Source organism: Microbulbifer elongatus, from assembly GCF_020524885.1.
Classification (GTDB): domain Bacteria; phylum Pseudomonadota; class Gammaproteobacteria; order Pseudomonadales; family Cellvibrionaceae; genus Microbulbifer; species Microbulbifer elongatus_A.
Genome location: NZ_JAIVKJ010000004.1, coordinates 88,217 through 101,565 on the forward strand (window position 1 = coordinate 88,217; position 13,349 = coordinate 101,565).

The 13,349-nt window shown below is 56.3% G+C and carries 8 protein-coding genes; 4 read left to right on the plus strand and 4 right to left on the minus strand.

The window, feature by feature from the left end; genetic code table 11:
• Window positions 1–35: 35 nt before the first annotated feature.
• Entirely contained in the window at window positions 36–1,067 is a 1,032-nt protein-coding gene (gene rsgA, locus LC059_RS14890) for a small ribosomal subunit biogenesis GTPase RsgA (RefSeq protein ID WP_226704658.1), read from the minus strand.
• A 115-nt stretch (window positions 1,068–1,182) separates the two neighbouring features.
• Between rsgA and orn the strand changes: the two genes are divergently transcribed.
• A complete protein-coding gene (orn, locus tag LC059_RS14895) occupies window positions 1,183–1,725 on the plus strand; it encodes an oligoribonuclease (protein ID WP_226704659.1) in 543 nt (180 codons plus the stop codon).
• 4 nt (window positions 1,726–1,729) lie between these two features.
• On the opposite strand, the gene LC059_RS14900 is transcribed toward orn, so the two are convergent.
• The gene (locus tag LC059_RS14900) at window positions 1,730–2,962 is read right to left on the minus strand and encodes an MFS transporter (protein WP_226704660.1); all 1,233 of its coding nucleotides are present in this window, start codon (window positions 2,960–2,962) and stop codon (window positions 1,730–1,732) included.
• A 341-nt stretch (window positions 2,963–3,303) separates the two neighbouring features.
• On the opposite strand from LC059_RS14900, the gene LC059_RS14905 reads away from it, so the two are divergent.
• The 3 genes from LC059_RS14905 (at window position 3,304) to LC059_RS14915 (ending at window position 8,533) form a co-directional block, all read left to right on the plus strand.
• Window positions 3,304–4,158 carry a carbon-nitrogen hydrolase family protein gene (locus LC059_RS14905; protein ID WP_226704661.1) on the plus strand — a complete coding sequence of 285 codons (855 nt, stop codon included), beginning with the start codon at window positions 3,304–3,306 and terminating at the stop codon, window positions 4,156–4,158.
• A gap of 193 nt (window positions 4,159–4,351) precedes the next feature.
• Entirely contained in the window at window positions 4,352–6,829 is a 2,478-nt protein-coding gene (locus LC059_RS14910) for a TonB-dependent receptor (RefSeq protein ID WP_226704662.1), read from the plus strand.
• 90 nt (window positions 6,830–6,919) lie between these two features.
• The gene (locus LC059_RS14915; protein WP_226704663.1) at window positions 6,920–8,533 is read left to right on the plus strand and encodes a tetratricopeptide repeat-containing sulfotransferase family protein; all 1,614 of its coding nucleotides are present in this window, start codon (window positions 6,920–6,922) and stop codon (window positions 8,531–8,533) included.
• Window positions 8,534–8,590: 57 nt separating this feature from the next.
• Here LC059_RS14915 and LC059_RS14920 read toward each other — a convergent pair whose 3' ends face one another.
• Both LC059_RS14920 and LC059_RS14925 read right to left on the minus strand, forming a co-directional pair.
• The gene (locus LC059_RS14920) at window positions 8,591–11,341 is read right to left on the minus strand and encodes a M1 family metallopeptidase (protein WP_226704664.1); all 2,751 of its coding nucleotides are present in this window, start codon (window positions 11,339–11,341) and stop codon (window positions 8,591–8,593) included.
• 307 nt (window positions 11,342–11,648) lie between these two features.
• Window positions 11,649–13,208 carry an alpha/beta fold hydrolase gene (locus LC059_RS14925; protein ID WP_226704665.1) on the minus strand — a complete coding sequence of 520 codons (1,560 nt, stop codon included), beginning with the start codon at window positions 13,206–13,208 and terminating at the stop codon, window positions 11,649–11,651.
• Window positions 13,209–13,349: the final 141 nt, after the last annotated feature.

Below are 13,349 nucleotides of genomic sequence, written 5' to 3' on the forward strand. Positions count from 1 at the left end.
TGGTTTGGTCTTGCGCTCTGGCCTTGTGTTGGGGCTCACTCATTTTCCAGGCTGTTGCGCAGGTGCAGGAAGCTATCCATGCGTCGCTGGCTGATATCGCCGCGCTCCAGTGCTTCCTGAATTGCACAGCCGGGTTCGCTCTGGTGGCGGCAGTCACGGAAGCGGCAGTAGCCGATAAAGGGGCGGAATTCTACGTAGCCTTCCAGCAACGCCTTTTCGCTCATGTGCCAGATGCCAAACTCGCGGATGCCCGGGGAGTCTATCAGATCACCGCCGCTGGGCAGATGAAACAGTTCCGCGGCGGTGGTGGTGTGGGTGCCTTTGCCGGTAGCTTCAGAAAGTGCGCCGGTGCGTGCGTCGGCACTGGGGAGTAACCCGTTGATCAGGGACGACTTGCCTACACCGGACTGGCCGACAAACACGCTGGTACCTTCGGCGAGGGTTTTCAGTAGTCCGTCCAAACCTTCGCCGGTCTTTGTGGATAACTTCAGTACCTCGTAGCCCAGCTCTGGGTAGGGCGCGAGCAATTCTTCGAGGCTGTCGCGATTGTCGTCGTTAATCAGGTCTATCTTGTTCAGCAGTAATAGCGGCTGAATCCCCGTGGTTTCTGCGGCCACAAGGTAGCGGTCGATGGCGTTGGCGAAGGGCTCGGGGTAGGGGGCGATGACGATCAGGATTCGGTCGATATTAGCGGCGACGGTCTTCATATCCCCATAGCGGTCCGGGCGCTGAAGCTCCGAGTGGCGTGGCAGGCGCGCGCCCACGACGCCGAGTCCACCAGTGGCATCACCGGTGGCGGGGTTCCAGGCGACTTTATCGCCAGTGACCAGGGTGTCGATATTGGCACGGATATGGCAGCGCTGTCGTAGTTCGCTGTCCGTGTCGCTTTCCACCAGCACCTGGCTGCCGTAGTTGGCGATCACCAGGCCGGTCTGCTCTTGCCCCAAGTCGCCCTCTTCCTCGGCGTGCTCGAAACTCTCGTCACGCTTGCGCGCGCGGGCCTCCCGTTCCTGCTGGATTTTGGCGATGCGCCACTGCTGGCGGCGATTGAGTTTGCGTTTACTCATGAGGGCTCGGTTTGCGGAAAGCGCCGGATTATAACTTGCATCGATGGGTGGTTGCGGTACCTTGCCCGCTATCCTCGTTTTTACTGCGCCGTCAGAGGCTGTTAAGGAGACTATTGTGGATCAGAATAATCTGATCTGGATCGATCTGGAAATGACCGGCCTGGATCCCGAGAAAGAGCGCATCATTGAAATTGCCACGGTGGTGACGGATTCGCGGCTGAATGTGCTGGCGGAAGGGCCGGTAATGGCGATCCACCAGAGCGATGCGCTGTTGAACGCGATGGATGACTGGAACACGGAGCAGCACGGGGGGTCCGGGCTGGTGGCGCGGGTAAAGGAGTCACAGATCAGTGAGCACCAGGCCGAGCGGGAGACTATCGAGTTTCTGCAGCAGTGGGTGCCCGAGGGCGCCTCGCCCATGTGCGGCAACTCCATCGGCCAGGACCGCCGTTTCCTGGTCAAATACATGCCGCTACTGGAGCGCTACTTCCACTACCGCAATCTCGATGTCAGCTCGGTCAAGGAGCTGGCACGACGCTGGCGCCCGGATGTGCTGGATGGAGTCAAGAAAACCTCCTCGCATCTCGCGCTGGACGATATACACGACTCCATCAACGAGCTAAAGCACTACCGGGAACACTTCTTCCGCATGAGCTGACCGGTTAGCGGTCGAGTCTGGCTGCAGCGGGTACCGCGGCCAGGCAAATTGCCAGCACCGCGGTCGCGAGAATGATCAGCTGTGTATAACTGCCGCCGCCGGTAATGAAGTACCCAGCCACCAAGGGGCCGCAAGCGAGTCCCAGCTTGGAGGCAAACCCGCCGAACGCCCCCATCTGCCCGGCGCTGTCAAAGCGCGATGCCATGGTCAGAAAGTAGGGTACGCAGAGCGCCCAGGTCATGCCCGTCACCACATTGGCGATTATGAACACCGGGCGAATATCGCTGAATGCGAACATCAGCAGCCCGACAAGGGTGATCAGCAGTGCAATGGCCAATGGTTTGGCGAGCGGGAATTTTTGCCCGGTCACCGCCGCCAGCGCTGCCCCGCCGATGGCAATCAGGTTTGCCCAGAACAGCGTCTGGCTGATAAAGCCCAGCGGCAGATCGAAAGACCTCCCGAGATCAAAAATAAACGCGAACAGGGCCATATTGGCGAACTGGAAGCAGAACAGGGCCAGCAGCGTCACAGCGATGGGCAGCATGGGAAGCGGTACCCGGTTCTCTGCTTGAACACGCACTTCCTCTGCCGTGGGTAGGGGGTAGTCGGCGATCAACGGCAGCATCAATAGGGTAATGGTGCTGAAGGTGATCAGTGCGTAAAACGGTACATAGGTGCCGTGTTCAGCCACCAGTGCAGGCAAAAAACCCACGCCGATAGCGCCACCGGTGTATTGCACGAGCAGTACCATGCTGTAACTGCGTCCGGCGATACCACTGCGGGCAATTACCGCGAACCCAAGCCCCACCAGCGCGCCGCCGAGTATTCCATGGACCAACCGCAGGGGAATCAACAGGTCCAGATTCGCCAGTTGAATGGTCAGCACATCCATACCGATCGAGCAGCACAGTAGAACGGCGGCGGCGCGCTTCCAGCGTGGAATATGCCGGATCAGCCAGGAAACCGTAAACGCCCCGATCACTGCACCAATGGTGTTGGCAAAGGTTATCTCTCCCGCCTGCTCGGCGCTGAGCCCGGCACCGGCCATCAGCGCGTCCACAATCACCGGAAAAATATTCACATAGTAGAGGCCGGCGGAAGAAAGGAAGGCGAGGAAGATGCTCGCGATCCAGCCATCGCTGACCAATAGGCCGTTGCTGGCGCCCTGTGGAAGGCTGCTTCCGGAATAGCCTGAATCAGGGGCGTCTGTTGCTGCGGCTCGGGCTGGGTTTTCCATGGAGGCTCCGGAGATTACGGCGATTTGATACTGGTCTTGTTCTTGAAAGAACCGATGCCCAGTGGAATCTGGTGCAGCCGGTTGCCTTGCCGGACCAAAGCTAACTTATTACAGCCTGCGCGATAGTGCCAGATGGGTACTGTCGGTGGGTCCACTTGCCGTCTGTCGGGCGCTCAAAGCCCGTTGGACTCATGCGCTTTCCTCATCTGGCCCTATAGCCGGATCTTGCTTTGGGCCAGTATTGATCCAGCCAACCCTGATCTGGTCAGTTTTATTCCAGACAATAACGGGCAACCCGGACAAGAACGAAAAATCAAAATTCAGAGCCAGGAACCGGTGTGATGAGTAGCAACCGCAGGTCTTTCGGAATCGCAGCGCTGCAATTGAAACTTGAGGAGACTGACAACCTCGAGTTACTGCTGCATAAGATCCAGCGCACCAAATTGCGCTATCCCTGGGTAAAGATGATCGTACTGAGCGAGCTGGCACTGCGTGGTGTGGGCGCCCAGCATGCAAGGGAGTTGCCTTCTGCAGAGGAAGAAGCCTTCTGTCGCACCGCGCGGGAGCTGGGTATCTGGCTGATCCCTGGTTCCATGTATGAAAAGTGTGGCAGTGCCGTATTCAACACCACACCGGTAATCAACCCCGCTGGGGAAGTGATTACTCGCTACCGCAAGATCTATCCTTTCCTGCCCTACGAAAAGGGCGTTACCGCCGGTGACCAGTTCGTGGTGTTCGATGTGCCCGAGGTGGGTCGCTTCGGCGTATCCATCTGCTACGACATGTGGTTCCCCGAAACTACGCGCGCTCTCGCCTGGATGGGGGCAGAGGTCATTATCCACCCCACCAAGACCGACACCATTGATCGCATCGATGAGCTTTCGATGGTGCGCTCCAGTGCGGTAATGAACCAGTGTTACATCGTTGATGTGAACAGTGCCGGTGCACAGGGCAACGGCCGTTCAATCGTGGTTGGGCCCGAAGGGGAGACCCTGCATGAGGCATCGGTAGAGGAGGAAATAATCGCTCTCTATCTAGATGTAGAAAAAGTTGTTGATGTACGCGAGCGCGGTATGAAGGGTCTCGGCCAGACTCTAAAGAGTTTCCGCGATGGCAAGGTGCGCTATCCGCAATATGAGGCCGGCGCCGTATCGCCCGCACTGGAGCAGCTCGGCGAGCTGAAAATCCCGGAGTAACGGCGGTTCGGAAAGAATTCATTTTTCGCAGGATGATTTTTTAAAAACTCACAACTGGATCAGTCGTTGTAGACTAACTGGCACTAGGTATGGACCAGGGTCCGGATATACAAACGAATCAAAACAAAAGCCGGCGCAGTTTGGCCAGCAGAGATAACTCACGATAAGAGATCCAAACCTAGCAGAGGGCATCATGAAACAACCAATCAAGCAGGGGTTTAGCAAATCTACACTGGCCAGTGCCGTTGCGGCGGTATCCGCAGGGTCACTGTTCGCCATCCCACAAGCCACGATTGCGCAAGAGTCACTGATTGAAGAGGTAATAGTGACCGCGACTGCAAGAGCGCAAAACGTCCAGGATATCCCTTACAACATTTCTGCCGTCAATGGTGAAGACATCGCTGAGCAGAATATTGTTGACGCGACAGAGCTGTTGCGCAGTGTATCTGGCGTGGCGGTACTTGATCGGGGGTACCGCAATTCCGGTATGGCAAATAATATGATTATCCGCGGCCTGAACGTGGATAACGGCGCAAATGGTGATGTCGGCCTATCTGCGGTTTCTCCTGTTTCTACCTATGTCGATTCCACGCCGATATTTGCGAACTTCATTTTGAAGGATGTCGAACGTGTGGAAGTGCTGCGTGGACCACAGGGAACCCTGTATGGATCGGGTGCCATGGGCGGTACCGTGCGCTATATCATGAACAAGCCGAACCTCGAAGAGACCTTGGTGAAGGCGTCCACCAGTCTCAGTCAGACCGATGGGTCGAGCGGTACCAACTACAGCGCCGACGTGACTTTGAACCTGCCACTGGGTGAAAAGGCTGCATTCCGTTTCTCGGGCGGCACTATAGATAATGCCGGTGTGATCGACTACGTGAACCTCTATGAACTGGCTGATGGCAAGCCAGTTGTCATGGCCGATGATGGTTCCTGCCAAAGTGTAAACAGCTCTTCCCTGAGTGCTGATGAGCTCGCGTTCAATGGTTCTTGCTATACGTCAGAAAAAGATGCCGATACGGTAGAAATCATGCATGCGCGTGCGGCATTGCGTGTGGATATGACTGATAAAGTCAGCGCTACCGCTACTTATCAAATGCAGAGTGACGAAATCGGTGCGCGTCGCGCTGTGACGCTCGGTGGAAACCTGCTGGGAGACACTTTTGGTGACTACGATAACGGATCCACCATGCTGGAGCCGTCCGAGCGCGAAGTTGACCTGTTCAGCCTCGAAGTCGAGGCGGACCTGGGCTTTGCCACACTGACTTCCACTACCTCTCAGTACGAGCACACCGGTAACGGCTGGCGCGACAATACCAGCCTGTGGGTAACCGATCGTAATGCCTTTACTAATGACTGGTTTAATGCATGGTATACCGGAAACCCACGTCCGGTAGCCCATGTAGATGCGGGCTATAGCGAAAAGGCACTGGTACAGGAATTCCGTCTGGTTTCCAATACCGACGGCAATATTGACTGGGTTGCAGGCGCCTATTACATGGACCAGGAGCGAGAGACTTACAATCTGAGCTACTTGCTTGGCCTGGACGAGTACGGACAGGCGTGTGTGGAAGTGGGTGCGGCTTGTGCTGCTGATGGAGATTGGTGGGTCGGGCTGCCACTGCAGGAGACCGACTTCGATTACGTCCGCGAGGAAACCTTTGAGGACGTGGCGATATACGGCGAAGTTACGTATCACCTTACCGATAACTTCCACCTGACCGGCGGAATGCGTTGGTTCAGTAACACCCTGACTAATAGCACCGCACTGGGTTACCCGCTTATTGAGGGCGACAGTGTGGCCTTCGAGGAATATCCAAATCAGGAAGAGGACGATGTCCAGTTCAAACTGAATGCTTCCTGGGACCTCAATGAAGGCCTAATGGTATACGCGACTTACTCGGAGGGTTTCCGTCGCGGCGGTTCCAATGCTGTCCCATGTGATGGATTTTTCGCCGAGCCTAATTGTGAGGCCGCCAATACCTTCGGGAAAGACACCGCCCAAAACTATGAGGTTGGCCTGAAGGGTGAAACCGATCGGGCGCGTTACTCTGCGAACGTTTTCTACGTAGATTGGCAGGAGCCGCAGCTTAATACAGCTACAGCTTGGTATGCTTTCTTTATGGCACAAAACGGGGACTCTGCTGCGACCAGTGGCTTGGAGCTGGAAGCGGAATTTGCGCTTTCGGAAAATTTGAGCCTGCAGACCGGTTACACCTATACCAAAGCGGAGCTGACCGCAGATCTACTGCAGGTGCAGACCGGCAGCCTGATTGCGGAAGATGGCCACCAGCTGCCTGGCATCCCCGAAAATGTTGCCACGGTAGCGCTCTCCCACCGCTACTTCGTGACAGAGGGTATCGAGTTGGCGAGTCGTATCGGTGGTTACTACCAGTCCAAGACGATCAACTCGGTACAGGATACCAGTATCCAGGATGAGCACGACGCTTTCAGTCTCTGGAATGCTTCGGCATCGCTCCTTACCGATACCTGGGTGTTGTCGCTGTATGCAAAAAACCTGTTCAACAACGAAGGTGTAACCGGTAGCTACCCGAGTGCCTACATGAGCACTGACACCGGAGTATTTGAAAACTACTACGGCAACAACCAGCGTCAGTACATCACAACGCCGAGAACCCTTGGCCTTAGCGCAAGCTATACCTTCTAATCATTATCGCATTGTTGCTTCAACGGCCGGGCAATCCCCGGCCTTTTTTATTTGTGCAACTGGATAGTTTCGATTGGGTACTGGTACAGTATGGAGAAATCGTTCAGCGCGAAGCGGGAATCAATGACTACAGTGGATCAGCATTGTCTGGAGGCGCGTGCGCTGCTTGCGCAAGGTAAGCTGCGTGAATCCATGGCTTGCATTAAAGTCTTGCTGGAGGCTCGGCCCGAGAGCACTGATGGTTGGCTGGTGTTAAGTGAAATCCAGGCGGCGACAGGAAACTTCCAGGCCGCAGTGATGGCCTCTGAAAAAGCGATAAGTCTGGGAGCGGAGAATTCGGAGGTTCTGCTTCAGTTCTGTCGCTGTGCACATGCATTGGGTGATCGAGCAGAACAAATAAGCCTGTATCTAAATCGTTTGGCTGGAATGCCGCGCTTGAGCGCTTATCAGTTAAATGAGCTTGGCAGACTCTTCACAGCCATTGATCAACATCAAAAAGCAAAACATCAGTATCAGCGTGCCGTAGAACTGAGCAGCAATGAGTCAGGATTTTATTACAACCTGGCCACTGCACAGCGTTTTCTCGGCGAGATAGGAGAGGCCGAGCAGACGGCTAGTCGGGCGATTGAGCTCAATCCCGCGGATAGTGACGCGCATCTGTTGCGTTCAGGGTTGCGCCGACAGACAGAGGAAAATAACCATTTGACCTCTTTGCAGGTATCACTTACCCGCAGCGGGGTCTCTGTGCGGGATCGTGTCAACCTGCACTACGCGCTTGCCAAGGAGCTTGAGGACCTGGGGAACTGGGAAGAGGCGTTCTCCAACCTTCAGGTTGGCGCCGGCTTGCGGCGAGAGCATATGCGCTACGACCTTCAGGGCGATCTGGCGGTAATGCAGTCATTGCAAAATAATTTCGATTCAAATTTCTTCGCAGTCAAAAGAGAAAGTTGCGAGTCCAACGAACCCATTTTCATTCTCGGAATGCCCCGCACGGGTAGTACTTTACTTGAACGAATTCTCGAATCTCATACTGGGGTCCAATCCGCCGGCGAGCTAAACAATTTTGCCCGCGAGATGATTCGTCTGGTTCAGAGTGCGGGAACTAATGTGGGGCGGAATAAGCTATCGCTGATCGAGTCCAGCCGCCAAGTCGATTTTCGGGTATTGGGAGAAAGCTACATTGCCAGTACGAGAATGCTAACTGGTACGAATAAGCATTTCATCGATAAATTGCCGTTCAACTACTTGTATATTGGGCTAATACATGCGGCGCTGCCCAATGCCCGGATTGTTCATGTGCACCGTGACCCCATGGACACCTGTTATGCCATCTACAAGCAGTTGTTCCAGAGTGCTTATCCATTTTCCTATGATTTGAATGAGCTCGGGCAGTATTATCTTGCCTATCGTCACTTAATGGAACACTGGGAGTCCGTGTTGCCTAAGGGGCGGATCTGTCAGGTGCGCTATGAGGATTTGGTGGCAGATACCGAGGGCAGTGTACGCGGAGTGCTGGACTATTGTGGATTGGAGTGGCAGGCGCAATGTCTTGCCTTTCATGATAGCCGGCAGGCATCGACCACGGCCAGTGCTACTCAGGTTCGCCAGCCAATCTACGCCTCATCGATAGGGAAGTGGAAGAATTACCACCGGCAGTTGAGGCCACTTCAGGAAGTCCTTGAACGCGGCGGTGTGCAAATTTAAGCAAGAAAATAAAAATGGCAGCCGAGGCTGCCATTTCTATATGATGAGGAAAGCTTGCTATTTCAAGCTGCCCATCAGCACTTGCCCTTTTTCCTTCAGCGCCATGCAAAGCTTGATTCCTTCCTCCGTCTGATCCAGAGCCCGCTGGTACCCGGGCACCAGCTTTTGCTGTTGGGTAAACAGCATCTGTACCTGCTCCAGAGACTGCTGATCACAGAAGTTGGCGGCGAAGCGCGGGGTGTTGCGTCGCCACTGCTCGGGAATTTTTTCGACCACCGCGGTGAAATTATCCTGCAGCCACTGCCAGTTCTTGGCCTGCAGCTCAGGCTCCACCATCGCATTCTGGATAAGCCCAAAGGCTTCCCGCGCGCCCATGTCATCGCTCAGTGCGAGGTTATGGACGATGTCCAGCTGCGACGGGTCAGTAACACGGCCGATGGCATTGGCGCTGGCATTTTCGAACAGTGGATCGTCCAGTTCGCCGCGCATCTTGATCAGGTGCTCGAGAAATTCCTTGCCGGAATCCTGTATCGCCACGGTAAGCGCGCTCTCATACAGGTCTGAATCGAGGGCGTTGGAGTCCCGTTCTGTGCCAAAGCCGGTAAATTGCTCGGCCTGCTTTTGAAGTTGCTTGCGGATGTCCTTGTCCTTGCCTTCCAGGGCGAGGAAGCCGAGCAATCGGCTGTTCAGCAGTTTGCTTTCCGAGTCCTTCTTTTGTGCGAGTTGCTGCACTTTTTGTCCGTAGTGCTTTTTCAGGAATGCCTGCCAGTTGGCCGCATTGGCATCATCCACGTAGTGGTCACCGTATTTGGCGAGATAACCCAGAGTTGCTTCCACTACCTGGCGCTTGTCGGAGGTGGCAGAAAGGCGGATCACCTCCAGCAGGGTGCCCGGTTTGAGCGTACCGGCCTCGAAGGCGGCGAAGGCACTGTCGATCAATGACAGGCGCTCGGTGGGAGTAAGGTTGTCAAACTGTTCCAGCAGCGCCAGCCAGTTTTTTTCATCCATCGTGAAGCGGTAGTAGCCACTGCCGTTTACATTGGGCATTACCCAATTGGGACAAGCTCCACCCTTGAGGTCGATAGCCTGCTGGCTGCCGGTGAGGAATTCGCACTGTTGCAAACCGCCATCGCCACGGATGCAGAATGGAATACTCCACTGTTGGCCGCTGTCGGCAATCGGTGATCCCAGCGGTTTGTACCGCTGCTGGCTGATGCGTACCTTGGCCGCGCCTTCGGTATTACAGTCCAGGGTGACCGACAACAGGGGCACACCTTTCTGTTCCACAAATGTCCGGAAGGTTTCGGTCAGCTGCGGGCTGTTGGTTTCATCGCCGATGACTTTGTAGAAGTCCGGTGAATCAGCCACGCCGTCGGCAAACTGTTCGATATATCGGCCGAGAGCCGGGCGGAAGGTGTTGGCTCCAAAATATTCATCCACCATGTGGATAACGCCGAGGCTCTTGGAGTAAGTGATGGCATCGTAGGCGTTGCGAATATTGTTATTGTCGGTAATCGGTTCGCGAATGGCGCGGGTGCTGGCGAGGGAGTCCAGCTTCATGGCGCTGATGGCGCGCACTGCGGCGTTCAAGTCGTGGCCACCGTCCGGCTCCATGATGGTGAGCGCCAGCGGCGTGCCCCAGGTGGCGAAGCCTTCCTTCAGCCACAGGTCGTCCCACCAGGGCGGAGTGACCAGGTTGCCGAACCACATATGGGCGATTTCATGAGCGTGTACGCCAAGCAGGGCGAGGCGCAGGCCGGGGGCGGGTTCATCCCCTTCCACCAAAATACGCTGCTCGCGATAGGTAATGGCGGCGGAGAGCTCGGTAGCGCCGCTGGGCCATTGGGGTGCGGCAATAATATCCAGCTTGCGGAAGGGATATGGGCGCTGGAGCTGCTCTTCAAAAATGCGCAGCATTTCCGGGGTTTTATCCAGCACGTATTTCATATCCTTGCCGCGACCTTTGCGCGCAAAGCCGCGTAAGGGCAGTGGTTCCTTGCGGTACTTGTTGGCGGGGATTGCCGGGCGCTCTACCACGTCGAACGGGCCCACGGCGAGGGACAGCAGATAGGTGGGCATGGGGCGGGTCTGGGCAAAGGTGACCTTCTCCATGCCGTTGCCGGCATCCACGCGCTCGGTCTCTGGGCCGTTGCTGATGGCTTTGTAACCCTCGGGAATGGTGAGGCTGATGTCGTAGGTCGCCTTGAGACCGGGTTCATCGAACCCGGGCAGGAAGCGGCGTGCCTGGATGGATTCGGATTTGGCCAGGGCGTAGGCATCGCCTTTTTCTTCGACCTTGAACAGGCCGGCGAGGTTTTTATCGAACGGGGCGCTGTATTTGATGTGCAGGGTGATTTTGCCGGCCGGTACACCACCGGCGAAGTCAACGCGCACCACGCCGCTATCGAGCATCTGGCGGTAGTGGGCGGGTACCTCTTTGTTGTTTTCGGCGGGGACTATGGCCTTGGCTTCGGCGACATCGATGTTGTTGCCGTGCATCCAGATGTGGTCGGTCGCCTTGTCGATATCGATGTCGATTTCTACCTGGCCGTGAAAGGTGTCTTCACGAGGATCGAGGGTGAGGTCGAGGCGGTAGGCGCTTGGGCGGACGCCGTCGGGGAGTTTGCCGGCGGGTGGCTGTTCTGCGACGCTCGGTTCGGGCGCTTTGGCAGTGGTTTCAGTGGTGGCCGCCTGTTCCTTGGCGGCGGGTTCCGCTGCGGGTTTGTCTGTGGTGGTTTTGTTTTCGGTTCCGCAGGCGGAGAGGAGTATCAGTCCGGCAAGTAGCGTCGGAAGGGTAACAATTCGCATGGTAAATCTTTGCTTTGGAATGGTTGGTTCGCGGTCTCTCCCATTGTAGCGGGTTGGGTGGGATGGTTTGCAGGGGCATCGGGATAGGATGAGCCTCGTGTCAGCTCGGTGGCTTTTTAAGTGGTGCTTTGTAGCGGGTACCGTGGCGGCCAGGTGCCGGGGATTGGTTTTCAAAACCAAGCTAGGCGCCCCCCTATGAACCCATCCATGGGCGTTGCGGCGGCGACGTCCTGTCGCCGACGCTTTTGAAAACCAATCCCCGGCACCCGACCTTTGCTTGTTACTGCAGTGCTTTTGTCGCGACGGACTACAAATGCGGAATCGTCAGCACAGACTGCCTGCTGCTGCGATAGGGCACCACAATTTCATAATTCCTGTCTTCAAGCCTCTGATAAATCGTTCCCTCGGTATCGATCGCCAGTGTCACCACATGTCCCGGCGGTACGTCGTAGGAGGTGGTGAAGAGTTCCATGGAAATTTTTTGTGCCTGGCCCACCTGTGCGTTGCGCAGGGTTAAGGGGGCGTGGGTGATGAGGCGGCCGAGGCCGAGTGGGCCGGTGTCGTATAGGTGTACCTGGAGCTGCACTTCGGGCTTGCTGGGTTTTATCCACATTTCGAGGCTTGGTGTGCCGCGGATTTTGAAGGTACTCCAGTGTACTGGTGAGTTGTATTCGATGGCGTAGTAGCCGTTGATGCCGGTCATGTTGGTGTACACGGGGATGCCGAAGCCTTCGAGGGCGTCGGAGATGACTGGGATGCCGGTGCCTGCTTTGGTATCAGCGCCGCCGTGGAACTCATTACTCCAGCCCCAGCCGCTGTAGGGGCTGGTTTTCATGCTGCCGTTGTTGAAGTAGCTGAACCTCGGGTGCAGGTGGTACCGGGTGGTCTTGTCTGTTACCGGGAAGTCGTCGAACTGTTCAAGCTTGTTGCTGATGCGCACGGTCATGTCGACCTTGGGTTCGCTGTCGATGCCGTTGGGCTGGTCTTTCAGGTAACGATCGAACCAGCGGAAGGTGGTGGCCCAGATGTGGCCGTTATTGCCGCCGAGGGTTTCGGTGACGGCGTGGGTGCCGGGGTTGAGGAGCAGTTTTTTGGGGCCGTCCAGCAGGCTGTAGAGCTGGGTCATGCTGTTGGGCTTGAACAGGTAGTCGGCGAAGTTGTTGGACATGAGTACGGCAGTGCCGTTGCTGTTCAGTTCGGGCACATAGGAGAGTGCGGAGCGGGGCGCGGCGAACGCCTGTACGCCCTGGATGTTCTCGGCAGCGCGCAGGTTGGCCCAGATGGTATCCACTTCCGGGTCGAGGTTGAACGCGGTGGTAGTGAGGATAGTGCCCCACACCAGGTTGACGGTATTGCCCGGGTAGAGCCCCTCGATAACGTCGGGCCAGCCGGAAAGTGCCGCGACGGCATCCACACGGGGATCCTGTGCCGCGGTGACCAGCGAGATCCCGGCGCCGTAGGAAATGCCGGCCAATCCCAGCTTGCCTACCGCGTAATTGTCTTCCAGCCAGTCGATCAGCACGCTGGCGTCGGCGATGGAGTTGTTGCCGGCGACATCCACCAGCCCCCCGGAGGCCCCAAAGCCACGGGTGGAGTAGCTCATTACCAAGTAACCATTTTTGGCGAGCTCTTTTGCCTGCAGAAGGTACTGGTTCTTGTCGAGCATCCAGTTGTTGGTGAACAGCACCGTGGGGTAGCCGCCGGCAGGTGCCGGGGTATCGGGGACAAACAGATTGGCGTCGATCCCGGTGCCGTCAAAGGTGGTGATAACCACATCGGCAATAAACGTGGGTGCGGCCTGGGAGCTGGGGGTGAACGTGGCGCACAGGGCGCTGGCCAGCAGCGCCGGCAGGGCAAGTGTTTTCATGGTGTTTTCTCTGTATTTATTTCTTTTATTACAGCGTCATCGCGTTGGCCGATTGCATTGAGTGGCCGGAAGTTGAGTCTAGGGAGATGGTGCGGGGAAAGAAGTTGTCTTTTATTTGACTGAGAACTGGTTATCGGTCAG